The 26,443-nt window shown below is 39.5% G+C and carries 24 protein-coding genes, 1 tRNA gene and 2 pseudogenes; 11 read left to right on the forward strand and 16 right to left on the reverse strand.

The window, feature by feature from the left end; all coding sequences use genetic code 11:
• Positions 1–25 precede the first annotated feature (25 nt).
• Both PSE69_RS15455 and PSE69_RS15460 read right to left on the reverse strand, forming a co-directional pair.
• Positions 26–319, reverse strand: a complete 294-nt coding sequence (locus tag PSE69_RS15455; protein ID WP_008914587.1) for a co-chaperone GroES — start codon at positions 317–319, stop codon at positions 26–28.
• 164 nt (positions 320–483) lie between these two features.
• Complete coding sequence (locus tag PSE69_RS15460; protein ID WP_004925855.1) at positions 484–996, reverse strand: FxsA family protein; 513 nt, start codon at positions 994–996, stop codon at positions 484–486.
• A 507-nt stretch (positions 997–1,503) separates the two neighbouring features.
• Here PSE69_RS15460 and aspA point away from each other — a divergent pair.
• Together aspA and PSE69_RS15470 are read left to right on the forward strand one after the other, a co-directional pair.
• Entirely contained in the window at positions 1,504–2,928 is a 1,425-nt protein-coding gene (gene aspA, locus PSE69_RS15465) for an aspartate ammonia-lyase (protein WP_004925857.1), read from the forward strand.
• 145 nt (positions 2,929–3,073) lie between these two features.
• Positions 3,074–4,396, forward strand: coding sequence for an anaerobic C4-dicarboxylate transporter (locus PSE69_RS15470; RefSeq protein ID WP_004925858.1), 1,323 nt, complete (start codon positions 3,074–3,076; stop codon positions 4,394–4,396).
• A 252-nt stretch (positions 4,397–4,648) separates the two neighbouring features.
• On the opposite strand, the gene PSE69_RS15475 is transcribed toward PSE69_RS15470, so the two are convergent.
• The gene (locus PSE69_RS15475; RefSeq protein ID WP_121874854.1) at positions 4,649–5,788 is read right to left on the reverse strand and encodes a glycerate kinase; all 1,140 of its coding nucleotides are present in this window, start codon (positions 5,786–5,788) and stop codon (positions 4,649–4,651) included.
• 203 nt (positions 5,789–5,991) lie between these two features.
• Between PSE69_RS15475 and dicD the strand changes: the two genes are divergently transcribed.
• The 3 genes and pseudogenes from dicD to PSE69_RS15490 form a co-directional block, all read left to right on the forward strand.
• On the forward strand, positions 5,992–6,570 hold the full coding sequence (gene dicD / locus PSE69_RS15480) for a division control transcriptional repressor DicD (RefSeq protein ID WP_014657506.1): 579 nt from the start codon (positions 5,992–5,994) through the stop codon (positions 6,568–6,570).
• Between the two features lie 126 nt (positions 6,571–6,696).
• Positions 6,697–6,771 (forward strand) — tRNA-Phe (locus tag PSE69_RS15485).
• Between the two features lie 675 nt (positions 6,772–7,446).
• Positions 7,447–7,718: pseudogene (locus PSE69_RS15490) on the forward strand (transposase); the annotation flags it as partial.
• A 414-nt stretch (positions 7,719–8,132) separates the two neighbouring features.
• Here PSE69_RS15490 and PSE69_RS15495 read toward each other — a convergent pair.
• From PSE69_RS15495 to PSE69_RS15500, 3 genes and pseudogenes are all read right to left on the reverse strand, one after another.
• Positions 8,133–8,399 (reverse strand): contact-dependent growth inhibition system immunity protein, encoded by a 267-nt coding sequence (locus PSE69_RS15495; RefSeq protein WP_127891332.1) that lies wholly within the window; start codon positions 8,397–8,399, stop codon positions 8,133–8,135.
• 18 nt (positions 8,400–8,417) lie between these two features.
• Positions 8,418–8,558 (reverse strand): RNase A-like domain-containing protein, encoded by a 141-nt coding sequence (locus tag PSE69_RS19930; protein WP_157849601.1) that lies wholly within the window; start codon positions 8,556–8,558, stop codon positions 8,418–8,420.
• Positions 8,533–9,084 (reverse strand): annotated as a pseudogene (locus tag PSE69_RS15500) (integrase core domain-containing protein); the annotation flags it as partial. The pseudogene PSE69_RS15500 and the gene PSE69_RS19930, both read right to left, overlap by 26 nt.
• Before the next feature lie 781 nt (positions 9,085–9,865).
• Between PSE69_RS15500 and PSE69_RS15505 the strand changes: the two are divergent.
• Positions 9,866–10,273, forward strand: coding sequence for a DUF2628 domain-containing protein (locus tag PSE69_RS15505; protein ID WP_004917310.1), 408 nt, complete (start codon positions 9,866–9,868; stop codon positions 10,271–10,273).
• Between the two features lie 436 nt (positions 10,274–10,709).
• On the opposite strand, the gene PSE69_RS15510 is transcribed toward PSE69_RS15505, so the two are convergent.
• Positions 10,710–12,392, reverse strand: a complete 1,683-nt coding sequence (locus PSE69_RS15510) for an inositol phosphate phosphatase SopB (protein ID WP_121875066.1) — start codon at positions 12,390–12,392, stop codon at positions 10,710–10,712.
• Positions 12,393–12,590: 198 nt separating this feature from the next.
• On the opposite strand from PSE69_RS15510, the gene PSE69_RS15515 reads away from it, so the two are divergent.
• On the forward strand, positions 12,591–12,881 hold the full coding sequence (locus PSE69_RS15515; RefSeq protein ID WP_004917316.1) for a GNAT family N-acetyltransferase: 291 nt from the start codon (positions 12,591–12,593) through the stop codon (positions 12,879–12,881).
• A 25-nt stretch (positions 12,882–12,906) separates the two neighbouring features.
• A complete protein-coding gene (locus PSE69_RS15520) occupies positions 12,907–13,800 on the forward strand; it encodes a pirin family protein (RefSeq protein WP_004917318.1) in 894 nt (297 codons plus the stop codon).
• 124 nt (positions 13,801–13,924) lie between these two features.
• On the opposite strand, the gene PSE69_RS15525 is transcribed toward PSE69_RS15520, so the two are convergent.
• Positions 13,925–15,496: an AbgT family transporter gene (locus tag PSE69_RS15525; protein ID WP_004917320.1), complete on the reverse strand. Its 1,572-nt coding sequence runs from the start codon at positions 15,494–15,496 to the stop codon at positions 13,925–13,927.
• A gap of 462 nt (positions 15,497–15,958) precedes the next feature.
• On the opposite strand from PSE69_RS15525, the gene PSE69_RS15530 reads away from it, so the two are divergent.
• The gene (locus PSE69_RS15530) at positions 15,959–16,327 is read left to right on the forward strand and encodes a DUF1992 domain-containing protein (protein ID WP_053109837.1); all 369 of its coding nucleotides are present in this window, start codon (positions 15,959–15,961) and stop codon (positions 16,325–16,327) included.
• Here PSE69_RS15530 and PSE69_RS15535 read toward each other — a convergent pair.
• Positions 16,314–17,024 (reverse strand): helix-turn-helix transcriptional regulator, encoded by a 711-nt coding sequence (locus tag PSE69_RS15535; RefSeq protein WP_116820391.1) that lies wholly within the window; start codon positions 17,022–17,024, stop codon positions 16,314–16,316. The genes PSE69_RS15530 and PSE69_RS15535 overlap by 14 nt on opposite strands.
• Positions 17,025–17,093: 69 nt before the next feature.
• A complete protein-coding gene (locus PSE69_RS15540; RefSeq protein ID WP_004917327.1) occupies positions 17,094–17,429 on the reverse strand; it encodes a tRNA-binding protein in 336 nt (111 codons plus the stop codon).
• Positions 17,430–17,720: 291 nt separating this feature from the next.
• Between PSE69_RS15540 and PSE69_RS15545 the strand changes: the two genes are divergently transcribed.
• Positions 17,721–18,278 (forward strand): NADPH-dependent FMN reductase, encoded by a 558-nt coding sequence (locus tag PSE69_RS15545; RefSeq protein WP_036942844.1) that lies wholly within the window; start codon positions 17,721–17,723, stop codon positions 18,276–18,278.
• 128 nt (positions 18,279–18,406) lie between these two features.
• Here the strand turns inward: PSE69_RS15545 and potD are convergent, their stop codons facing one another.
• From potD to potA, 4 genes are all read right to left on the reverse strand, one after another.
• Positions 18,407–19,456, reverse strand: coding sequence for a spermidine/putrescine ABC transporter substrate-binding protein PotD (gene potD, locus PSE69_RS15550; protein ID WP_014657409.1), 1,050 nt, complete (start codon positions 19,454–19,456; stop codon positions 18,407–18,409).
• Between the two features lie 213 nt (positions 19,457–19,669).
• Positions 19,670–20,446: a spermidine/putrescine ABC transporter permease PotC gene (potC, locus tag PSE69_RS15555; RefSeq protein ID WP_004917333.1), complete on the reverse strand. Its 777-nt coding sequence runs from the start codon at positions 20,444–20,446 to the stop codon at positions 19,670–19,672.
• The gene (gene potB, locus PSE69_RS15560) at positions 20,443–21,306 is read right to left on the reverse strand and encodes a spermidine/putrescine ABC transporter permease PotB (RefSeq protein ID WP_004917336.1); all 864 of its coding nucleotides are present in this window, start codon (positions 21,304–21,306) and stop codon (positions 20,443–20,445) included. The genes potC and potB overlap by 4 nt, the downstream gene beginning before the upstream one ends.
• Entirely contained in the window at positions 21,293–22,402 is a 1,110-nt protein-coding gene (potA, locus tag PSE69_RS15565) for a spermidine/putrescine ABC transporter ATP-binding protein PotA (protein ID WP_004917339.1), read from the reverse strand. The genes potB and potA overlap by 14 nt, the downstream gene beginning before the upstream one ends.
• Before the next feature lie 784 nt (positions 22,403–23,186).
• Here potA and PSE69_RS15570 point away from each other — a divergent pair.
• A complete protein-coding gene (locus PSE69_RS15570; RefSeq protein ID WP_121875065.1) occupies positions 23,187–24,833 on the forward strand; it encodes a fumarate hydratase in 1,647 nt (548 codons plus the stop codon).
• Between the two features lie 68 nt (positions 24,834–24,901).
• On the opposite strand, the gene PSE69_RS15575 is transcribed toward PSE69_RS15570, so the two are convergent.
• Both PSE69_RS15575 and PSE69_RS15580 read right to left on the reverse strand, forming a co-directional pair.
• The gene (locus tag PSE69_RS15575) at positions 24,902–25,870 is read right to left on the reverse strand and encodes a fimbrial protein (protein WP_121875064.1); all 969 of its coding nucleotides are present in this window, start codon (positions 25,868–25,870) and stop codon (positions 24,902–24,904) included.
• Positions 25,871–25,885: 15 nt separating this feature from the next.
• Positions 25,886–26,437, reverse strand: a complete 552-nt coding sequence (locus PSE69_RS15580; RefSeq protein ID WP_121875063.1) for a fimbrial protein — start codon at positions 26,435–26,437, stop codon at positions 25,886–25,888.
• Between the last annotated feature and the right edge of the window lie 6 nt (positions 26,438–26,443).

Consider the following 26,443-nt stretch of genomic DNA (forward strand, 5'->3'; position numbering starts at 1 on the left):
TTAGTTGAGAAGATCTAAGTGAAAATTACGCTTCAACAATCGCGAGGATGTCACTTTCTGACATGATCAGCACTTCTTCGTTGTCGATTTTTTCAGCTTTCACGCCATAACCGTCGTTAAAAATAACGATGTCGCCGACTTTCACATCCAACGCTTTGATTTCACCATTTTCAAGGATGCGACCATTACCAACGGCGAGGACCTCACCACGCGTAGATTTACCTGCTGCAGTGCCAGTCAGAACGATACCGCCTGCAGATTTTGATTCAACTTCTTTACGCTTGACGATAACACGGTCATGCAATGGACGAATTTTCATTAATAGTTCTCCTATAAATAAAGTCCACACTAGGTAAAAGGACGATACCAGTATGCCTAAATAAACCAGTACCATGTTTCAGCAGATTGGGGCTAATTGGAGTGACTTCAAGGGGGGAAGATAAAATTTTTTTGTTTTTACCTTCCCTATTTTAATGGAGGCTCTTACTTATAGCGGTTATCTTTTTCTGATTCGTTAGAATCATCGGATTTATCGAGTTTATATGATGGATCATCCTGTTTACGTTGGAATTCCCCTTCAAATGTATCCCCTTGTTGAAATGGGTTATTACGCCCTGCACTAAAACCATTTCCAGTTTGGGAAAAACGGATATGTGGAATCAAACGCATGACGAACAATTTTTGCACAGGAGGTAACAATAACAGCAAACCAATAAAGTCAGTAAAGAACCCTGGCAGGATTAATAAGAAGCCAGCAAGTACCAACGCAACACTTTTAATCATTTCTGCTGCGGGGCTTTCACCTGCTGCCATTTTTTGCTGGATCTGCATGACATTTTTCATTCCCTGATTTTTGACCAGAGAAATTCCCAAACAAGATGTCAACACAACCAGTATGAGTGTTGCCAATACCCCAATTTCTGAAGCAACACGAACGAATATGACAGACTCAATATAAATGAGAAGGCATATCAATATTAGCGGTAACCAGCGCACAAGTTCTCCTTTATTTCAATCAGCTATCTCCTTCGTTCTTCTTATTGCTCAAGTATCGACCACTCTCTATTCGAGTCATGTTCTCAGAGAGTTTGCCACCTATTCACACCCAGAAGTTCGTTGGATATAGGTTAGTTCTCGCCTCTTGGAAAACCTTTGTGAACTGTATCTAAGAGACAAACAACAACATTCGCTTTTTCACATAGTATAGACATAATGATGGAGGTCACTATAACGCTTTTCAACTCATGGAGATTTCTAATTTTTTTGGTTTCATCTGTGAGTATGTTCACATATTTTGAAATCTGTTTCATAAATCAAACTATATAGTGATCTAGGTTCAAGGTAATCATTAAAGAACCGCATATCATCTACTCATAAATCAGTAGATCATCATGCTGATAATGGAGTAACAGGTGTTTAACACCTAGAATGTTTTGTTTTACGGTATATATTTTTTAAAAGCGCATAATAGACAGTAACTGTAATCTAATTAAGAAGGTTCTCATGTCAAACAATACTCGTATCGAAGAAGACCTGTTAGGTCAGAAAGAAGTCCCATCTGATGCCTATTACGGTGTTCATACTCTGCGTGCGATTGAAAACTTTTATATCAGCGACCGCACCATTAACGACGTGCCAGAATTTATTCGCGGCATGGTAATGGTTAAAAAAGCGGCAGCAATGGCGAACAAAGAACTTCACACTATTCCACGTAACATTGCAGATACCATTATCAAAGCATGTGATGTTGTACTGGATACCGGTAAATGCATGGACCAGTTCCCTGTTGACGTATTCCAAGGTGGTGCAGGTACATCACTAAACATGAATACCAACGAAGTCCTTGCAAACATTGGTCTTGAACTGATGGGTCATAAAAAAGGTGAATATGAATACCTAAATCCTAATGACCACTTAAATAAAAGTCAGTCAACCAACGATGCCTATCCGACAGGTTTCCGTATCGCCGTATACAACTCCGTTGTAAAACTGATTGAATCTGTTGAATACCTGAAAAAAGGTTTTGAGAAAAAAGCAGAAGAATACAAAGACATTCTGAAAATGGGCCGTACCCAATTGCAGGATGCTGTACCAATGACCGTTGGTCAAGAATTCCATGCCTTTGCAACGCTCTTAAAAGAAGAAGAGAAAAACCTAAAACGTAGTATTGAATTACTGTTAGAAGTGAACTTAGGTGCAACGGCAATCGGTACAGGTTTGAATACTGCGCCGGGCTACCAAAAATTGGCTGTTGAGAAATTAGCAGAAGTGACTGGCTTACCTTGTGTACCAGCAGAAGACCTGATTGAAGCGACATCTGACTGTGGTGCATACATCACCGTTCACGCTGGCCTAAAACGCCTTGCCGTTAAGCTATCTAAAATTTGTAATGACTTGCGCTTACTGTCTTCTGGCCCACGTGCAGGCCTCAAAGAGATCAATCTGCCTGAATTACAAGCAGGTTCTTCAATTATGCCAGCAAAAGTTAACCCAGTTATTCCTGAAGTGGTTAACCAAGCTTGTTTCAAAGTTATCGGTAACGATGTTTGTGTTACAATGGCAGCTGAAGCGGGTCAGCTACAGTTGAACGTAATGGAGCCAGCTATCGGTCAAGCGATGTTTGAATCCATTTCTCTGATGAACAATGCGTGCCGTAACTTAGTTGAAAAATGCATTAACGGTATCACAGTGAACAAAGAAATCTGTGAAGCGTTTGTTTTTAACTCTATCGGTATTGTTACTTACCTGAACCCATTCATTGGTCACCATAATGGTGATATCGTAGGTAAGATCTGTGCTGAAACAGGCAAGAGTGTCCGTGAAGTCGTTCTGGAGCGCGGCCTACTGACCGAAGAGCAGCTGGATGATATTTTCTCTGTTGAGAACCTAAAACACCCAGCTTATAAAGCGAAAAGATTTGATGACTAATCGTTTATGCTAACCATAAATAACTCTTAAAAATCAAGGCACGCCTCTCCTTCGGAAAGCGTGCCTTTTTAGTTTTATGCACACACAAAAAATTAACACTACAGTTTCATATTTTTAATTTTAAATTTGTCGAGGAGTAAACACTATGTTAGCCGTAGAATTTATCATTGTTCTGCTGGCCATATTTTTGGGGGCCCGTCTCGGTGGGATAGGTATCGGCTTTGCCGGTGGCCTAGGTGTACTGGTACTCGCTGCTATTGGCGTAAAACCAGGTACTATACCATTTGACGTTATCTCTATTATTATGGCTGTGATCGCTGCCATTTCTGCAATGCAAATTGCAGGTGGACTTGATTACTTAGTCGATCAGACAGAAAAACTACTGCGTCGTAATCCTAAATACATCACCATCCTTGCACCAATCGTGACCTATTTCCTAACCTTATTTGCTGGTACAGGGAATATCTCTTTAGCAACTTTACCCGTCATTGCAGAAGTGGCAAAAGAACAAGGTGTCAAACCTTGCCGCCCACTTTCAACTGCGGTTGTTGCGGCTCAAATTGGTATTACAGCGTCCCCAATCTCAGCGGCAGTTGTGTATATGGCCTCTGTGATGGAAAACTCCGCCATGGTCGGTGCAGGTAACACTGTTAGCTATATTACGTTGCTCGCTATTTTACTGCCATCCACTTTCCTTGCTATCATTTTGATGTCATTCATCATCTCTTGGACGTTTAACTCGAAACTGTCTGATGATCCTGTTTACCAAAAACGTTTAGCAGAAGGCTTAGTTGAACTGCGTGGTAGCCAAGTTAAAGCTATCAAACCTGGTGCAAAATCATCTGTATTTTTGTTCTTGCTAGGCGTTGTCGGTGTTGTTGTCTACGCTATTATCAACAGCCCAAGCTTAGAAATAGTCAAAACACCATTGATGAACACCACTAATGCTATCTTAATCATTATGCTGAGTGTAGCGACCCTCATCACTATTTTATGCCGAGTCAATACTGACGCGATCCTTAACTCAAGTACCTTTAAAGCAGGTATGAGCGCATGTATCTGTATTTTAGGTGTTGCATGGTTAGGTGATACATTCGTACAACATAATATTGATTGGATTAAAGCAACAGCGGGTGACCTGATCCATGAACATTCATGGATGCTAGCCGTGATCTTCTTCTTCTGTTCAGCTCTACTGTACTCACAAGCTGCAACAGCAAAAGCATTGATGCCTATGGCTCTCGCGCTTCATGTTAGCCCACTGACAGCTATCGCATCATTCTCAGCAGTATCTGGTCTGTTTATTCTACCAACATACCCAACACTGGTTGCTGCTGTACAAATGGATGATACCGGAACCACACGCATTGGCCGTTTCGTCTTTAACCATCCATTCTTTATTCCGGGCACTATTGCCGTGATCTTAGCTGTTACCTTCGGTTTCCTATTCGGCGGTATGATCCTGTAGTTATTGGATATTCTACCCATACAAAAACCCGCAATATTTTGCGGGTTTTCTTTTAAAAACTAAATAGCGTTGCACGGATAACCCAGACCGTATCCTACTAGCAGATTTATTCATACGCCATTGCACAGATAGCAGGGCATGTTTAGATTTGAATGTGCAGTCATCAAGCCATAAATCGCTATCATTCACCTCATAAAAGCAATTAAGTCATCAAAACAGCTATCCGTGATGAATTAACCTATCGTCACGCGATTAAAGCTTCTGCCCTATTTTTAACACCTTCGCCACATTATAAGCAGTCTGCTGTAAATTAATGGCGCCTTCATTTAATGCTTCGTCGAGCGCACATAAGCGAGGCAATATGCTAAAGAAAGCATCAATGCCTTCTTGATGTAAAGCGTCCACACCTTTCCCTAACACACCACTTAATGCTATCACTGGAACATGGTATTTTGCCGCCACTTTGGCAACACCAATCGGTGCTTTTCCCCCTGCGGTTTGCCCGTCCATACTCCCTTCACCAACGATCACTAAATCAGCATCCATCATCTCTTTTTCTAAATCGACCGCTTGAATCACAATATCGATGCCCGGTTTTAGTTGTGCTCCCAAAAAGGCGGCTGCGGCGACAGATATTCCTCCAGCCGCACCACCTCCTGCTAAGTGACGGTAATCTATACCTGTTGTGCTTTTTATTACATTTACCAGTTGATTCAGCCCACGTTCTAACATGGCAACCATTTCAGGTGTTGCCCCTTTTTGAGGACCAAATACTGTAGCGGCACCACGCTCACCAACAAGAGGGTTGTCCACATCACACGCCACATCAATGTCACAATCTTTTAAACGAGGGTCGAGACCTGAAATATCAATACTGGCGATCTTATTGAGTACTTCCCCCCCTTGGCCTAGCCGTTGTTGCTGCTCATCATAAAAAACAGCCCCTAAGGCTTGCAGCATACCAACGCCACCATCAACCGTTGCACTGCCACCAATACCTAAAATAATCTGCTGTACGCCTTTATCTAAGGCATTTTTAATTAATTGACCTGTGCCATAACTGCTGGTTAGCATCGGGTTACGCTCTTTTGGCGGAACTAACATCAATCCACTTGCAGCAGCCATTTCAATCGCTGCTGTCGTTCCTTGATGAAGCAAACCATAAGCTGCTGTTATAGGTTTATTGAGTGGATCAAATACCTCAACAGATACTCTTTCTCCGCTCGCAGCGGTAATCAGCGCATCAACCGTACCTTCCCCACCATCTGCTATGGGTAGACTTAAAAACGTTGCATCAGGAAATACCGCTTGGAAGCCTTGTTTCACGGCATCGGCAGCAGATTCTGCACTCATGCTCTCTTTGAATGAATCTGGAGCTATAATAATTTTCATGATGAGTACCTATGAAAAACACGATAATTATTTAATCGTATCATGTTGATAGCTCTCATACTGCAAATTGTCTGACAGTTACCCTGATCACACCTTACCTATTTTTGTCATCAACAATATTGCTCACAAAGCAAACTGCTATAAATCAATAATGATCATTGTTATGATGGGAAGATGAGAACAATATTGTGATGGAGCTAACAATGTCAGTACAGCGCGAACAAATTTTAAGCCATGCTCTAAACCAGTTAGAAAAACAAGGCCTCTCTGCCTCTATCGAGCATCTTCTCCATGAGATAGCCCCTGATTTCAACATGATCCGCCAATTTTGGCCTGATGATGAGGCCTTAGTGTACGATTGCCTGCGTTATCATGGGCAACAGATTGAAATTTGGCAACGTCAAACACGGTTAGATGAGTCGTTAAGCCCCCAACAAAAACTTTCCGCACGCTACCAACAGCTGTACCAACGTGTTAGCGAAGGGCGTTTCCCTGGATGTTTATTTGTCTCAGCCTGTAATCACTATCCTGATCCACAGCACCCTATCCATCAATTAAGCCGAATACAAAAAGATAACTCTTTTCTATATACCAAAGAGTTATTAGATGAATTAGATATTGAAGACCCCGTGCTCGTGGCAAATCAAATGGAATTAGTTTTAGAGGGCTGTTTGAATCGTTTACTCATTCAAAGAGATATTAAAGATGTCGAAATTGCTCAGCATCTCTCAGAGGATATTTTAACTATTGCGTTATGCCGTAAAAAAGGAGCTTTAAGTTAATAAAACAGTAATCGCGCGTTAAACCAACAATTTTTGCTGAAAAAGAAAACACTCAGTTAAAAACTGCGTTTTTTTAGCAAAAATTCGTTGACGCCAACCACCTAATACGGTTTAATGCGCCCCGTTGCCCGGATAGCTCAGTCGGTAGAGCAGGGGATTGAAAATCCCCGTGTCCTTGGTTCGATTCCGAGTCCGGCACCACTTTCACTTATGCAGTGGTTTCCTCCAATCAAGTAATCCTATAGATATCATCTAATTATCTTAATTTATCACCTTAAAATTTAGCAAAACCACAACTAGGTTGTATGCCTTTTGACGTTTTTGATGGGCTGCGTATGCCATATTGTTTAAGTATTTAACGTTCAAGACTCAAGCCAGAACAAACCTCTTTCAACTGATCGTTTTTTTGCAAAGCCTTTTAACTTTTTAATATCAGAAGATCCCATCACACCATATTTAGCTTTCTAAGATAGTTATTCATCTCAGACCCACCGTTCTCTCAGAAAATACACTCAGCTAGACCGTTATCATGCCATTTGACTAGAGTTGCCGCATTTTTATTTTTGAGTAAAGACCAATTCTACATTCAATAAAATAGTCGTGTGATATAGTCATGACTATAGTTCTTAAAAAACGGATCAATGTGCTTCCCGCCCCTTACAGGCTTAACTTACTGTATTCCAGGGATTTACTACATATCATACCGTTTTAATTATCGGTTCCACTGCCGCAAGTACTTCGACAACCTCATCAAGGGTCACAATTAAATAATGCTCTATAATATCATCATGTATATTCTCACTGTAGTGGCATCGTTAATTTGGCCACCTTAATAGAGGTGTTACTATACACCTCATAACTTAACAATTGATAACAATGACAAAGCAAACTCGACGTAATTTCAGTGCGGAATTTAAACTTGAAGCGGCTCAACTTGTGCTTGGCCAGAACTATTCCGTGCTCGAAGCTGCTAACGCCATGGGCATAGGTAAATCCACCCTACTCTGGACAAATGGGTTCGGCAACTAAAACAAGAACGCAAAAGTATTTTACCAAAAACCTCACCGATGACACCAGAACAAGTCGAAATTCGTGAACTGAAAAAGAAAATTGCTCGCCTTGAAGAGCATAATGAGATCTTAAAGAAGGCTACCGCCATGTAATTGAAGCTCGACAGGAAGTTATTCATTATAGTATCTTACAGTCAACTTAGGCCGCATCAATATAATGGCGGTTTAACACCCAATGAATCGGAACGATTATTTTAGAAAAGCTCTAAAACCGTGGTCAGTTTTTATTGACCACTTCACACCATGCTCAATGTGCTTTCCAACATTGCTAGCCAAGCAACTAAAGAAAAAGTTGTCAAAATCAGATAGTATACTGTGAGTTACGTCCATTACCGAGGAAAACTCAACTGATTATTATCAGTAACAACATGATATATAACCCTTTATATAGGAAGTCACTACCCTCTCACTCGCCAAGCCAGACTGTTGATTATCCAGCAAACTGAATGGGAGTAAGATTTTAAGGAAAACTTTATCAGGGCTATCCTAATCTCATAGTGCATCATGAAGTTTTTTAAACCACTCCAATATAGTCAATCCATCTTCTGAGGGTATATAATAGCAATTGTGTTCATACAAATATTTTTCAGGTAACTCTTTTCCTGACTTTATTATTTCCGATAGTTCTTTTTTTAACTTCAAAATAGATTCAGATGTTTCTCTTCTTACAAAATTATTTAATGCCTCTATATCACTAGATGCTTCACAGTCCCAATCTTGATGAAAATAACAGCCTAATAAATAATTAATTCTTTCCATATTCATCATTTCCCTACACTAGTGAGGATACGCAGTTTGAATACGATAACCATTCGGTATTAGTGGATCTTTATCTATTACAATCACTATTTTATTTGAATCAATAGATTTCGTTTGTCCTCTATAGATAACTCTACCTATAGTCCACTCCCCATTGATTAAGACATCCTAAACTAGAGTTTTCTAACTGTTTACGATAAGCCTTCGGTGGGAGGTGATTTAAACTTTCATGCGTTCGGCTAAAGTTATAATCCTGCTGCCAATACCACGCTAATTCTTTAACTTGGCTCAACGATTCAAATAAATAAACATTCAAAAACTCACGGCGGAACGAACCATTAAAACGCTCGATAAAGCCATTTTACTGTAGCTTACCGAATTGAATATAGCATAACGCTATTTGATTATTTTCACAGTAGTTCAATAAATTAACAGCAATTAGCTCTGGAGCATTATCTATGCGAATTTGTTTCGGTAGCCCTCTGTCGACTCTCAAGCGTTCAAGCACTCTAATAACTCGTTCAGCAGGCAATGACGTATCCACTTCAATTGCCAGACACTCTCGCGTTCTTTCATCAATAATATTCAATGTTCGAAATCGGCTACCACAATATAAACCATCATGCATAAAATCCAATGCCCAATGAATATTCGGTGTTTTCTCAATTATTAGTGGTCTTTTTTCACTTACTGCTAGCTAATATCGTTAGCTTCCATGCCAGAATCAGTGAGTTTTAAAATATTAACGATTTGAGTTTCAGTAAAACGGGCTTTTTTCATCATGACCTCTGCAAATTTTAGGGCAGAAAATCTAATTATAGCTGTCTTATTTTAGGGAAAGTGGACATGAACAGTAGCCTACCGAAAGAAGAAAATTAAGATGAACCACGTTCTATAACTTAAAGTTGACATTTTTAAAACCGTTATCAAAGTCATGGATAGCGATTTTAGTGTTCGCTTATCAAAAAAGCGTAAAGCTGAGTTATTCAGGAAAAAATGGGGGTAGCTGATATTACTTATTTAAACCTAGTTACTAATGCTTATTCACGAAAAAAAAATCGCTGGTTATCATTTAGATGGCAACATGAAAATGAATATGGTAAAGAAATTGTTACTTCGAATCTTAAAAAGACAAAGTTCAACAATCCCTATAATCCATCACTCAAATCGAGGGCTACAGTATTGTTCATCGAACTATCTGAAAATCCATAATAATATTCAATGCTCAATGAAAGACATTTTTCATTAAACTATAAACCGCCCAATCAAGTTCATCGAGCGTTTTATACCTGAAGAGTTGTCAACCTATATCAGGGCTATTCGTGAGGTAAATAAATTAAATTAACTCCATGTATAGTTAAGAATATTCTCTTATTTAATAAATTGTGTTCAATTGCCACTACATTAAATAGGAAAACATCGTATTATATCCATCGTTTTTTAATTCTAATACAGATGGAGTAGTAATGGAAACTAAGCAATACCCTATAAAATGGCAAAAACGTTTTGCATTTTTTGATACATATGGAGCACCAAAAACCCCTGAACACAAAGCTGCCATAAAGCAGCAACCTTATTTTGCTCGCTTTCTTATTATGTTTAATTTTTTTGCTTACTTCTTTGGACCTATCTATTTTGCAATTGTAGGATTATGGAAAAAAGCTCTAATCTTGTTAGCTATAAGCTTATGTATCACCATGCTTTTTGCAACCATTGAACTTATTATAGGTAGAGAATTCCCCAGACCAGTTTGGACAGCTATATCTCTAGGGGTATCTTTCATGTGGGGATTTACTGCAAACTATGCTTATTACCTAAAAAAAGTCAAAGGCCTTGATGGCTGGAACCCATTTGAAGGATTCAGCTTATATTAAATCAATAAGTTATCCGCTTATAACCTACCTCCAATCCCAATAGGATTTTATTCCATACAATAATGCTGCATGTAAAATGCAGCATTATAACAATAAATAAACTTGAAGATTATTTTAGATGCTTGTGAGTATCGAAATGCAGCATAAATACTCTACAAATTGACGGTGTTATAAATGAGGTATTTACAAGAATATCGTAACGGTATTCCGCCCATTCATAACCCAGCGTGCTTTAGAAAATATCGACGGCGACAATGCGGTATTTATTGTCATAGTGATATGAATATCTATTTTTTCATGCCACAGAACATCGCCAATAAATACATAAGTAAAGATGAACATTTATTATAACCTACTGTAAATAGCAATTCCTCAATGATGAAAGGACACAAATATGCCCTTCATCTGTGATCAACCTCAAAAAGCATTAATAATATTAAACTAAAGATGAAAACCCTTGTACCTGTCGCCGAATAACCTCATCACCAATACGTGTTTTATAAGATAATGCAAGTGGTCTTAACATGAATGGTAGATCTTTGGTGACTTTATTACCTGCAACGCCAGTATTGCATTCCTGTACTTCTTTGTTACCGCTATATAGCAAAACACCTTGGAATAATTTTTTCTCTTCATTCGTCAACTTAGCGCCTGGCTTACTCAAACTATAACCTTGATGATAATTGATAGCTTCCCGCTTGATTTCTGCGTCCAGCATACCTGTTCTATCTTTACCACTTTTGCAATTCCAGCAAGGCACTGCACCAATTTCGTAAGCTAACATCGCGATACGTTGTGCTATTTTATAAGGCTCATTACCATCATAACGATATGATTTTTTCTTCCATATTTCCTTTATCTGCTGACATAACTCTTCTACTTTATGCCTATTACTAGCATGAGGATGTTCAGATAAATAGTGACCTACCCATCCCCCCACTTCATTATTAATAAGATAGTTACACCCTAATATTTGGGCTAAAGCGGTTTTATTTAAATTATCATTTTGGCTGATCACCTTCGGGATGGAAAATGCCAGTTCATTAACGCCAAAGTTGAATATCGCAATATCCAGTTTAACTTTAACTTCTTGGGCTTCGCCTTTCTCATTTTTGATATTCAGTTTGATAACGCCATCGTTATTTAACATCTTCCAAGCAGCAACTTGATCATCAAGCATCCCTTTCTCTTTACCTAAATATGTTAGTAAAGAGGTTGAAGCGATCCGCAATGTCACCTCTTCATGATTTAATGCTCTCTTATACAATTCAGGCTTTGCAAACAGCGCAGCCATCACGACCTCTTTTGCTCTATTTTTAGCGCCTTGTAGACGTGCGGCACTGCGCTCAGGAAGGGCGTAAGGCGATAATACTCCGTGGCGGATCCCACTAAATAAAGTGGATTGATTATTATCTTTAACCTCTGAAAGCCATAAATTAACAGCGTGAGTCGTCTCTTCTGCTGATTTCGAACAAACACCTTTCCCTTTATAGCTGTTGTCACAAAATATCTCGTGATTGCCACCACAATATTTCATTTGAGATGCGGGAGTTAAGATAAATGAATATTCGCTATTTCCATAACTCAATTCTGTTTCTATTGTATGCCAATCTTTATTATTAAGATGCCTACTTAGCTCTTTTTGAAAAAGTTTCCCAACATCTTTTAAAGAGATTCTATTATTACTATTGAGCATTTCATGATGAATGATTTTAATTAATTTTTCTTCGAGTTTTTTAGCCTGCAACAATTCCCTTGATTGAATTAGTCTGCTTGGTTCACTCGTTAACTGGTTTAATTTATCCGATATTGTAGCTAACACTTCCGTGGATAAATCAAGGTGTTTCAATATATTTTCTGCAGTACTGAGCAGCTCCTGCTGGAAACGAATAAGATCTTTTTTATCTTGAGTTACGTTAGTGAGGTTATTTTTTCTCTCCTCTGAACTTTGACCACGAGGTGGTGTTTTTATTGCCTCTCTAACAAGCTTTTGGCTTTTTATTGTGTTGTTAACTGAATCAATATTATAAGCAAATGTCTTACTTAACTGCTCCTGCCCGCTGGATGTGGCATGAGAAATTGATTGTTGGGGTTCATATGACTTTATTATGTAAAACACATGGCTTCTCCATTGAAATAAAAATACTATTCAATCGAGAAATACCTTATAAATATATAAAAAACCGATTGTTTATTTTATTCATCATCACAATTTAAAAATAAGCTCCATCAAATTATTTGAGAGAACTCAACAAAATCCCATCATTGTCTTTAGCCAAAAGCTTAGCTAGGCTTAAAAAAGATAAACGATTATACGATGGAGCATCAAATGCCAAATATTCAATCGGATCACCACAGCTTCTTTATCTTAGCGGATGATAAACAGACTCGTCTTGCTGAAATTACCTTTGTCTATACCGGAGACGAACTCGCTATTATTGACCATACCGTCGTTGATGAAAGCTTAAAAGGGCAAGGTATTGCCAAACAATTGGTCGCAAAAGTCGTTGAAAGAATGCGTTCTGAAAAGCGTAAAATTATTCCTCTTTGCCCATTCGCCAAAGCTATTTTTGATAAAACACCTGAATACCAAGATATTCGCCACTAACCTGTTTTATTGATAAGAGGTAAAAATGAGCATACCGACCCCGAAAAATAACCTAGATTTCCAGCACATTCATGCACGCATTAAAGATGTTGGTGGGATCCCTGTCGCAAGGGTATTACCAACAAAACAACGGCGTTTAATTGGTGCTTGGTGTTTTCTCGACCATGCGGGCCCGACTGTATTTAAAGGTGACTCTGCTGGTATGCGCGTCGCGCCTCACCCACATACTGCACTGCAAACCTTCACTTGGATGCTTGAAGGCGAAATTCTACATCGGGACAGTTTAGGCTACGAACAAGTGATCCGCCCGGGCCAAGTAAATTTAATGACCGCAGGTAAAGGAATTAGCCATTCCGAAGATACCTATGGAGAAAACCGCCATTTACATGCCGTACAACTATGGATAGCACTGCCAGAAGCCGTGAAAGATATGCCCCCTCGCTTTGATCATTACCCTATTTTACCCAAATGGTCAGTTGGAGATATCGAATATCAATTACTCATTGGGGAATATGATTCTTATAAAGCCCCCACATTATCGTTTTCTTCTTTATTAGGCTTAGATATCACCACCCGCAATAGTCACTCATTATCGCTAACGCTACGCCCTGAATTTGAATATGGCATTTTTGTTATCGAAGGGGATGCGATTATCGATTCACAGCGCAGTCATCACAATGAGTTGGTCTATTTAGGCCAAGGCTTGTCGCAAGTCTCACTACAACTTTCAGCCAATAGCCACATTCTATTATTAGGTGGTGAGCCTCTGAATGAATCTGTTTTGATGTGGTGGAATTTTATTGGTCGCACAAAAGCTGAAATTACCGCAGCCGTTGCAGAATGGAACCAAGGTAGCCCTCGGTTTGGTAAAGTTATCAATGATGAACGTACGCCGACACCATCCCCCTTAATGCCATAAATATGCCAACCAAGTCGGTAAAAATGTTTATTCAATAAGTTTGATATTTGTATTGAAGTTATATCCATCAAAGATAATAAAAAGGTAGCCAATGAAGTTGCGCTACCTTTTTCTTTAAAACAAGTTAGCTCGCGGGAGTAAAGTAAATCGGAGAACCAGGACCTACGGGTAGTCCGAGTACAAATACCCAAATCACAAAGAACAGTGACCAGCCAATAAGGAAAATGATTGAATAAGGCAACATCATAGAGACCAATGTACCAATCCCGGCATCTTTCTTATATTTCACAACGATAGCCATAATTAAACCAAAATAACTCATCATTGGAGTAATAATATTGGTTACCGAGTCACCAATACGGTATGCCGCTTGGATTGTCTCTGGTGCATAACCCGCTAACATTAACATTGGCACAAAAATAGGTGCAGTCACCGCCCACTGAGCAGAAGCAGAGCCTATCATTAAGTTGATAAAGGCACAGATAATAATAAATCCAATAAACAGCACACCACCATGTAAATCGATACTGTTTAAGAAATTGGCGCCTTTCACTGCGACCACTTGCCCGATATTTGTCCAACCAAAGAAGGCAACAAACTGTGCAGCAAAGAAAATAATAACTAAATATAATCCTAGAGTACTCATTGCGTTTGCCATGGCATCTACGACATCTTTATCAGAGCGCATGGTTTTAGCGACATAGCCATACACAATGCCTGGGATCGCAAAGAAGATAAAAATGAATACCACAATGGATTTTAAGAATGGTGAATTACTGACTAATCCGGTTTCTTGATTACGTAAAATACCATTTTCTGGCACGACCATAAGGGCAAGTATGGCGGCTAATCCCCAAAAGGTAACCGATGCCCAAAACAGCGCTTTTTTCTCAAGTGGGGTTACTTCAGCATCAGCACGTAATTTATCTTCATCTTCATCAACACCGCCACCTTGGTAAGGCCCTAATTGTGGTTCAACAATTTTTTCAGTGATGAAATAACCTAAAATAGTGATTAGGAATGTACTGGCAAACATAAAATACCAGTTCGCTTCTGCCCCGACAGTATAGGTTGGATCAATAATTTGCGCAGCCTGCTGGGTAATACCAGAAAGCAGTGGGTCGACAGTACCTAATAATAAGTTGGCAGAATACCCCCCCGAAACCCCTGCAAAGGCAGCGGCAAGACCTGCTAGCGGATGGCGACCAAGTGAATGGAAGATAATCGCAGCCAGTGGGATTAGTACTACATAGCCCAATTCGGCGGCGGTATTTGACATGATCCCCGCAAACACAATTGCCACTGTCGTTAGCTTACGCGGTGCTTTGATAACCACTAAACGCATCGCCGCAGATAAAAGCCCAGCTCGTTCGGCAATCCCAACCCCTAATAAGGCAACTAACACCGTGCCAAGAGGAGCAAAGCCCGTAAAGTTAGTAACAACATTAGAAAGGATTTTACGGATACCTTCAGCGTCTAATAGACTGACAACATGAATAACCCCATCCGCAGCACGCCCTTTTGCCCCCTCTGGACGTGGATCAGCAACGCTGACTCCAAAATATTGACCAATTGCTGAGGAGACCAATAAAATTGCAGTTAAAATAATGAATAAAATGACTGGGTGAGGTAAGGCATTGCCTAACCATTCCACCGTGCGTAACAAACGGCTCCCATCTTGTTTTTTTTGTTCCATATTTTCTCCTTATAAACAAGAGAAATGGACATTACACAATGTTTTGCCATTTAGCTATTTTCAAAAATATAACGCTGATTCAACAATTTATTTATTTTTAGATTGAAACCCCATCCCTATTAAAATTTAATCATAAAATATAGAATTAAAAGTCATCATGACTTAAATAAATAATTAATTTACCCTTTAAATAAAAAACACCGATAATTAATGAAAATGTGGTTCAGATAACAGTTTTTCACTATTTACTGAGTAATTTATTCTCTTTTTAAGCGTTAAATAGCCTGACTTTTGGTCTTTTTAGTAGAAAATCACCTCCAAATATCCGTATTCATGATTAGGTTTTCCCTACTAATTACACAAAGAATAATAAACCATGTAATATTTTTATTTCCCTATTTTAGCTATCTTTATGCCATCGCTGTTATAATCAGCTTATCCTTTTCAACTAAATAAACCATTATGTCTGTTATTGATGATTGGGCAGAACGCCATATTCAAGAAGCGTTAAATAAAGGTGAGCTAAAAAATTTGAAAGGCGAAGGAGAACCGCTTTTACTTGATGACGATAGCCAAGTTCCACCTGAATTACGAGCGGGTTATCGTATTTTAAAAAACTCAGGGTATTTGCCCCCCGAATTACAGTACCGAAAAGATGCACTCACGTTGGTCGATATGCTAAAAGGGCTTGCTCATGATGATCCTAATTACCAGCCTCTAAGTAAGCAACTTTCTTTATTAGAGCTCAAACTTAAACAAGCGAATATCAATACTGATTTTTTACATGGTGAGTATGAAGCGCATATCCGCCAGCGTTTTAAACCTGAATAGATAACTTGATAGCTCCTGTTCGATATTCTATAGGAGTTTTACCATAGTATTGGCGGAATGCTTGGCTAAAAGCCGAGTGTGAATCATAGCCTACAGACAATGCAACTTGCTCGATTGAATTCGCCGTCATCAGCAAGCGGCAAGCCGCTTCCATGCGCCTTTGTACAAGTAATTGCATTGCGGTGAGTTGTGTCGCCGCTTTAATTTTCCGTTGTAGCGTACTTACTGACATACAAAACGCATTCGCCATATCTTGGCAACTGAGTGGAAGATGTAAGCGTGCATCAATCCATCGGGTCACCCCATCAATCCACTGCTCTTCAGGTTTCATTTGAGCAAGCAGCAATTTTGCAATGGTCGTATGTTGTTCGAGGGGTTGAGGAAACCGCTGCAACCAATTTAATAGCCCAATAGCAGCGGGAGTTAGCGAAAAAGACGTTGCTTTGTCATCAAGTGCCCATGGAGACGTGCTTGGCATCTCTAAAACATAATTTTGGTTGCCTGATAGACCGCTAAATGCATGACTTACACCAGGTGCAATGACCACACCATTTCCCGCCGCTAATAGAAAATGCTGCCGATGCATATTAATTTCCATGCCCCCCGATAACGCAAAGACAACCTGCCATTGCTCATCGTGTTGATGAGAAATCACATCTTCGGAATATTGGCGATAATGTAATTCAGGCAATAACAAAAGCGCACTCCTCTTTACTGGTAATAGGAGGAGTATAGCCCTTTTAGGGGGAAAAATGCACTTGATCACTTAGGCAAGTAATGCCCCGTTAGGCAACGGTAGATTAAATTCAGCAAGTACTATCGCCCCTTTTTCATCCGGTGCACCTGTGATCAAAACCTCTGATTTAATACCGGCAATACGTTTAGGCTCAAAATTACAAACACATAAAACTCGTTTGCCGATCAGCTCTTCAAGGGTGTAATTTACAGTGATCTGTGCACTTGAGCGCTTCACACCTAATTCACCAAGATCGACGTCCATCACGTAGGCGGGTTTTTTAGCTTTACTGTTCACTTCTGCTTTAATAATTGTGCCAACGCGCATTTCAACGCGAGTAAAATCATCCCATTCAATGAATTGCATAAACCTTACCTGAACTTAGTTATTAATAGACTTTTAGGCTAACACAAAATTGAAATAGGCTTTTATTGCTAAACACGCATTTTTTGTCGCCAAACCGTCATGGAAAATGATACAGATTGATTGGTCGATTTTATTTTAGTTATTCAGATAGTTATAAGTACTATAAACCGATAATAACCTGCCTGCTTTTGATTACCCGCTGTTTTTATATATCCAAAATTGGCTTTATAGAGTGATAAAGCGCTAAAATATATCAGCGAAGCATCCATTCACACTAGAGAAGGTTTAATTATGTCGAATCAATATAAAATTGGTGTCATCGTTGGCAGTCTACGCACAAACTCATACAACCGCCAAGTTGCAGAAGCCTTAGTGAAGCTTTTCCCTGATCATTTCACATTTAACTTTCTCGATATCAGTGAGCTTCCTTTATATAACCAAGATGCCGATAAACAGCTACCCAGCGTTGTCGCTAACTTTAAATCACAAATTGCCGAGTGTGATGGGATTATTTTTGTCACGCCTGAATACAACCGTTCAATCCCGGGTGTATTAAAGAATGCGATTGACCACGCATCGCGCCCTGCGGGGAATAATTCATGGAATGGTAAACCAGCAGGCATTTTAGGGGTATCAACAGGCAATATCAGTACTGCAATTGCGCAGCAGCACTTACGTATCTGTCTAGCATCTTTAAATATGCCAACCATGAATCAACCTGAATGTTATTTGAAATGGTTTGAAGGTATGGTTGATGAACAACATAATTTTGCGCCGAAAAGCCAAGCATTTATTCAGGCGTGGGTGGATACTTATTGCCAGTTTATTATCCGAAATGTTGCCAACTAATTGAGTGATATAAGAATAAACAACATCTACTTTTATCGGCTATAATCCGTATTAACAACAAAAAAGCACCGTAATTATGAAGTACTCCCATAACGTTGGGGGCTTCATTACGGTGCCTTTTGGTTTGATTAACGTCCTGCTTTTAACTTCTGGAAATACTCTTCATAAATAATGTTGGTATTGCCAACATCACTTTGCCATTCCCCTTTTTGCAATACCTCTTCACTTGGATAAAGAGACGGGTCATTAGCAATTTCCGGTGGTAGCATTTTCTTCGCTTCAAGGTTTGGCGTTGGGTAACCAATAGATTCGGCAACTTGTGCTGCAATATCAGGACGTAATAAGAAGTTGATCAACTTATGTGCCCCTTCAGGGTTTTTCGCATTGGCTGGAATAGCTAAGCTATCCATCCAGAAAATTCCCCCTTCTTTTGGCCAAATCACTTCAATCGGTAAACCTGCTTGGCGAGCAACAAAGGCTGAGCCATTCCACAGCATGCCGACATCAACCTCACCTTCGATAAACGGCGTTGCTGGGTTATCAGAGTTAAATGCAAGGATATTTGGACGTAGTTTTTGTAACTCTTTATAAGCCTCTTCAATCTCTTTAGGATCGGTTGTGTTACCTGAATAACCGAGTTTTGTGAGTGCAACTTGGAATACTTCTCGTGCATCATCCATCATTAACAGGCTATTTTTATATTCAGGTTTCCAAAAATCGGCCCAAGAGGTGATTGAGCCTGGGTCGACGGCCTCACCATTAATACCGATCCCCGTCGCTCCCCAAATATAAGGAACGGAAAAATCATTTTGTGGATCGAACTCTTTATACAGTAAATTTGGATCTAGGTTTTTAAAATTACTTAGTTTTTGTTTATCGATTTTTTGTAGCATCCCCTCTTTACTCATTTTAGAAATAAAATAAGTAGAAGGAACGACCAAATCATAAGCCCCTTCTTTATAGGTCTTAAGCTTGGTGTACATACTTTCATTTGATTCGTAGGTGGAGTAAATCACCTTGATCCCAGTTTCTTTAGTAAATTGCTCTAATAAACCGGGGGGAACATATTCTGTCCAGTTATAGAAATACAGTACGTCTTTATTTTCGTCTGCGGCGGTTGCCGTGCCAATACTTGCAGCCATTAAGCCAGCCGCTAGTAGATAGGACCATTTTTTCATTACTGAGCATCCCTCAACAAAGTGTTTTCTTATACTCGCCATATTTCAAGTGACCATTAATGGCTTTATTTAGCCGCTAATCGCTTGAATTATCTTGCGTATATATATCGTATAAGCTCATCTAGAGCTCACCCTCTTCGCCAAATGGCATTAAGTATGCGAGCTACCGAACCCAATAGCTCGCGACATTTACAACACAAAAAATTATTTGAGCTATTTCGAGAATTTATCTCTCATCACCCACTGGCTCAAACAGACTAATACTAGCGACATGATCAACAATACAGTCGCCAATGCGTTAACCTCTGGGGAAACGCCCACTTTTACCATCGAGTAGATTTTCAGCGGTAAAATTTCATAGCTAGGGCCTGTAACGAAGGAGGAGACCACAACATCATCCATCGATAAGGTAAAGCTTAATAGCCAGCCTGCCACGACCGCAGGAAACGCTAACGGCAGGATAATTTTACGTAAAATAGTAAACTCACCCGCACCAAGGTCACGCGCTGCCTCTAGCATTTTCACATCAAAATCTTTCAGCCTCGCATAGACGGTAACCACCACGAAAGGTAGACAAAAAGTAATGTGTGAAAACAGTAGCGACCAAAAACCAAGCGAAACCCCTAAAAGCATAAACAATACCAGTAGAGAAATGGCCATAACGATATCCGGTGACATCATCACAACAAATAACATACCACCGACAAAGGGTTTCCCTCTAAAACGATAACGAAACAGTGCAACTGCCGTTAACGTACCGATAATTGTCGCAAACGTGGCAGAAATAATCGCCATCGTTAATGAATGTCCAGCCGCTTGCAACAAACTATCGTTGTTGATTAACAGCTCATACCATTTGGTTGAAAAACCTTGCCAACTGATCCCAAAACGCGATTCATTGAACGAGTTCACAATCAAAATGATAATTGGAATATAAAGATAAGCGTAGACGATGGCCATAAAGCCACCTCGTAACGTGCGACCGATCATTCTTCATATGCCTTTTTATTCAATAGCTTAGCAGCTCGGTAATACACATACAGCAACAGCCCCATCATCACCGTTAAGAAGATGCTGGTTGCCGCACCAAACGGCCAATCGCGAATATTTAGGAACTGGCTCTTAATAACGTTCCCTATCAAGAGGTTTTTCGCTCCCCCCATCAGATCCGCAACATAGAACAGCCCCATCGCTGGCAGTAAAACAAGTAAGCAGCCGGCGATAATCCCAGGCATAGTCAATGGAATAATTATCTTCACAAACGTCTGGAGTTTGTTAGCACCGAGATCTCTTGCTGCTTCTAAGTAAGACTTATCCAACTTTTCAATACTGGAATAAAGCGGCATGACCATAAAGGGTAATAAAATGTAGATAAGCCCTAACACAACCGCTTCAGGTGTATACATCAGACGTATCGGCTTATCGATAAGCCCTATCCACAGCAAGAAATCATTCAAGTACCCTTTCGTACTCAAAAACACTTTTAGCCCATAAATGCGAATTAAAGAGTTAGTCCAGAAAGGCACTATCAACAAAAAGAGCATTAAAGGCTGTAGGCGTTTAGGTAATTTCGCCAAAATAAAGGCAAAAGGATAACCGATAACTAAGCAGAAGAAAGTGGCGATCAGCGCCATATTCAACGAGTGGAGCATCACCTCTGCATACATGGGATCAGACAAACGGATGTAGTTATCCCATGTAAAGATCATATCAACAAGATTGGTATCACTGCGTGTTAAAAAGCTCGTACCAATGATCATGATGTTAGGCAAAAATACAAAGAGTAATAGCCATGCCACCACGCCCGTGATAATGACATTTTGTAAGATCTTGTGTTTACGCCTGATCATCCAGTACCACCTCCCAGCTTTCAACCCAAGTTACAGCAACTTTTTGGTTTAAGGAGTGGTCTACATCTGGGTCATCTTCATTGAAGAATTCGCTGACCATGATGATTTTGCCATCTTCCATCTCTACCACAGAATCTAACGTCATTCCCTTATAGTTACGTTCACGCACATAACCGATTAAACCGGGATAGTTTTCTGCATCGTTCACCTCTTCTACGCGCAAATCTTCGGGGCGTAATAAAACATGAACCGATTGGCCTTCTTGGACAGGTAAAGTGGTAAAAATGTCACATTCATGCCCTTCAACATTGGCACGAATACGTTGTTCATCAATGCGATATAAGACTTTTGCATCAAAAATATTGATTTCACCAATAAATTGAGCCACAAAGAGGTTTTTAGGCTCTTCGTAAATTTCACGCGGCGAGCCATCTTGCTCAATTTTGCCTTCACGCATAACAATAATACGATCTGACATTGCAAGGGCTTCTTCTTGATCATGGGTAACGAAAATAAAGGTGATCCCCAATTTACGTTGCAGCGCTTTTAGCTCATTTTGCATCTGCTTACGTAGCTTATAATCAAGTGCGGATAAAGACTCATCTAGCAAAAGGACTTTTGGACGATTAACGACGGCACGGGCGATCGCAACGCGCTGTTGCTGCCCACCAGAGAGTTGATTTGGTCGACGTTGTGCAAAATCCTCCAACTGCACCATACGCAATGCTTGATCAACTCGCTTTTGGATCTCGTCAGCAGGGGTTTTCTGCATACGCAAACCAAAAGCAACGTTTTCAAAAACGGTCATATGCGGGAACAGAGCGTAGCTTTGGAATACCGTATTCACAAAACGCTGCTCAGCAGGGATATCTGTAATATCCTGACCATCAAGAATAATTTTGCCTTCATCAACATCTTCTAGGCCGGCAATTAAACGTAGAACCGTTGTTTTGCCACAGCCAGAAGGGCCTAAAATGGTCAAAAACTCACCATTTTGGATGGTTAAGTCAAGCTCGGATATAATTTGTTTGCCATCGAAAGCTTTATTGAGTGCTTTCAATTCGACGAGTGGTGTCAGAGAGGTTGTCTCAGTCATTTATGCTACACTCTATCCCTATGAATAATGCAGATAGAACCGCTACCGTTAAAGACTGTGTAAGCTTATCGGAGATTTACTCTTCATACTTCCCCAGCAAAGCCCAAAACCAGTAGCGCCATTTAAATTTCATTAAGTGGTGCATGATAAACACTGTTTGTGTAAATTGAAAGCCATTTTCAGTACTTTGTTTGCATTTCATTATGAAAACGCAATGAAAGAATTCCCTTTGTCATAAAAACAAGCCACTTAACCATAGTTACACTAAGCAATAAGCCATTGTAAAACAACATAAAACTACACTTAAGTTAGCTTTTCATTGTTCATAACAGAAAGCAATAAAGTATTTGTTATAGTTCAATAAAATATAGGCTAGAACAATCGAAAACATCCAAACATTAAAAATAAAACTGATATCGATTTGGTCATATTCTCATGCCATTTTTACAACTGAATGTCAAAAATAGATAGCCGATAATATTCATCACATATAACCAAAATAAACCGATGTTTATTATTCTGTGACCTTCGGCAAGTTTCTAACTTAAATCAAATGTAATATCGATAATATTAATCGAAATCATATTATTCACCACATCTCGTTGAATATAATCATCTTATCAAGATAGACACGCGATATTTATTATTTCTAATGTGTGCTTATTTTGGTCTTTAACAATTTATATAACGCTGAGGGCCGCTTTAAAGTGCATCTATAAAAATAAATATGCCCTCACTGAATCTATTAACGATATTCCATTGAATTGATATGTGAGTGAACAACATGCCTAATAAAGAGTTTTTCTACCAACCCCTTTATCCTTTATCTGAGGATAAGACTGAATATTACCAATTAACGGATAAATATGTTTCTGTAGAATCCTTCGCAGGTAAGGATATATTAAAAATTGAGCCAGAGGCATTAACCGTGCTTGCCCAACAGGCTATTCATGATTCTCAATTTTTCCTAAGAACTGCACACCAAAAACAAGTTGCCGCCATCTTGTCTGATCCTGAAGCGAGTGAAAATGACAAATACGTGGCTTTACAACTCTTACGTAACGCTGAAATCTCAGCGAAAGGTATTTTGCCAAACTGCCAAGATACTGGCACAACGACGATTGTTGCTAAAAAAGGCCAACAGGTTTGGACTGACTGTAATGATGCCGAGCTATTATCTCGTGGTGTTTATCATGTTTTCCGCCAAGAAAACTTACGCTTTTCACAAAATGCCGCCTTAGATATGTATACAGAAGTCAATACAGATACTAACTTACCTGCTCAAATTGATATTTTTGCTACCGAGGGGGATGAATACCATTTCTTGTTTGTTAATAAAGGCGCAGGATCAGCCAATAAATCGGCACTATTTCAAGAAACCAAAACGATTTTAGAACCAAACAAGCTAACAGCATTTCTTATCGAAAAAATGAAGGCATTAGGAACCACTGCTTGCCCCCCATACCATATCGCCTTTGTGATTGGTGGTACTTCAGCAGAAGCAACATTAAAAGCAGCCAAGCTTGCTTCAACGAAATATTATGACAATCTGCCTACATCCGGTAATGAACACGGCCAAGCATTTCGAGACATTGAATTAGAAAACACCCTGCTTGAAGCAACTCGCCATTTTGGTTTTGGCGCACAATTCGGTGGTAAATATTTTGCGCATGATGTCAGAGTCATACGCTTACCTCGTCATGGAGGCTCCTGCCCAATTGGCTTGGCCATTTCATGTTCTTCCGATCGTAATATCAAAGCCAAAATCAATAAACAGGGTTTATGGATTGAAAAAATGGAGCAGAACCCAGCCCAATATATCCCTGAATCTTTACGCCAACATAATGAAGCTAAAGTGGTTCACATCGACCTCAATCAACCGATGAAAGCTATCTTAGCAGAGCTCAGTAAGCACCCTGTTTCAACCCGTGTTTCACTCAGCGGCCCACTCATTATTGCTCGTGACATTGCCCATATGAAACTGAAAGAGCGCTTAGATAAGGGTGAGGAACTACCACAATATTTTAAAGATCATATGGTTTATTACGCGGGTCCTGCTAAAAAACCAGAAAGTAAAGTTTCTGGCTCTTTAGGTCCCACAACGGCGAATCGCATGGATCCGTATGTCGATTTATTCCAATCCCACGGTGGTAGCATGCTCATGCTGGCAAAAGGTAATCGCACCCAAGTGGTTACTGATGCTTGCAAAAAATACGGAGGATTCTATTTAGGCAGTATTGGTGGTTCAGCAGCAATTTTAGCGCAAGAGTATGTAAAAAGTTTAAGTTGCCTTGAATACCCTGAATTGGGAATGGAAGCCGTCTGGAAAATGGAAGTTGAAGGATTGCCAGCCTTTATTTTAGTTGATGATAAAGGCAATAATTTCTTCGAACAGGTACAAGACCAAACATGTAAAAAGTGTATTAAATAATCAAAAAAATAACGGCGACCTACTCTATGGTCGCCGTTTTTGATGCGATAAATAAACAGGTATCGTCGCTAATAATAATTTATTCGTACAACTGTTGAGGCATTAAATTTCCCCGTATTTACTGTTGGCGCAACTTTTTTAATTGATGCTGTATAATTACGTGTTACTGAAGTGCTGCCTGTCGCTAACGTACCGAAAAACTGGAAATAGTTGAACTTCATTCGATTATTTTTATCGTCAAAGAGCGTTAAGTTTGTACCATTTTTCAAGTCAATCGCATATTCTCCATTAAGCTGTTCAGTCGTTTCAAAATTAATATTCATTGAGAAATTATCTAAACAACCTCTTTTCACCGCTTGTACTTGGAATTGTTTTTTAAATTCTTTCCCTTGGTTAAGATCCGTTACCATTAATTGCCCAAAATCAATTTGTTGTGATTCTGGAAACACTTTAATATCGGCTCCGCATTTCAAAAAACGGATCCCACGTAATCCTGAAATTGAATATCTTAGGTTTTTAGCTCCAGGCGTAGTATTAATCCCCCCACTGCCATCAAATTGGAAAACCGTAAATTGGTTATCCCCATTATAATTCCCCGATGGTGGAACGACCCCCGTCACTTTAATATACAGAGTGAAAGTCACAGTGACCGTCACACTTTGGCCTTTACGAATAGGATTTGTGCCTAAATTGACACGCTGCTGATTTCTTTCTAACTGTTCCCCCTTGTAATTCGCCCCCAACAATAGCCCTGCACCAATCTTTTGGGAGGTCGGGTTAAAATACATATGAACAACGTCAACCGCGTTACCTAATACGTTATTGCAATAAACGGTCACCGTCATTGGGTCTGATTGCCAGATAATAGTATTTGCTGGTGTATCTGCTGGAATGGCTAATTGTCCAACAGGAACCGGAGGTTTAATAACATCACCTGTACCATATTCCACGCAATCTAATGCAAATGCTTTTGTGCTAAAAAATACCAATAACAATAAAAGCGATGATCCACTGTGCTTAATAAATCTGTGTATCATGAGTTATACACCTTATTAAAGATAGGCAATGCTCAACATAATTTGTGCTTTGATATTACCTATGGTTAAGTCTTTCCGAGGAAGGTAGCTTTCTAACATTGAGTAAAGTGTAATTTGCTGATTATCATCGAAATAAATAGAGTAATTGCGATATTCTCCATTAGGTACAATATTGCCATTTTTATCCATTAATCGGATGCCATATCCTTCTAATATCGTCTTGCCGCCAAATAAATCACGGTCTGAGCTTTTTGTTGGCTCAGAAATAAACATTAGCCGAACAACCGGTTTTCTATCATCACGATTAAAAGAGGGAAAAATGCAATCATCAAATTTTAACTTGATCTCTTGCTTAGGGCTTCTATCCCCTACTTCATTAAAGAAATTCAGAGAAATTGGTCCTAAATCAATATTTTGATCCAATGAAGAAAAACTGATCTTACAAGGCAATGAAATGACTTGCCCCGTAAAATTAAGATCGCCCTTCATCATGCTGCTATCGGCATAAACCCAGCTACTTAGCAGCAAAGAAATACAAAGGCTTATTGATATATAACAATTTCTCATTGCCAG

The sequence above is a fragment of the Providencia sp. PROV122 genome, from assembly GCF_028482365.1.
GTDB classification, from domain to species: Bacteria; Pseudomonadota; Gammaproteobacteria; order Enterobacterales; family Enterobacteriaceae; genus Providencia; species Providencia stuartii.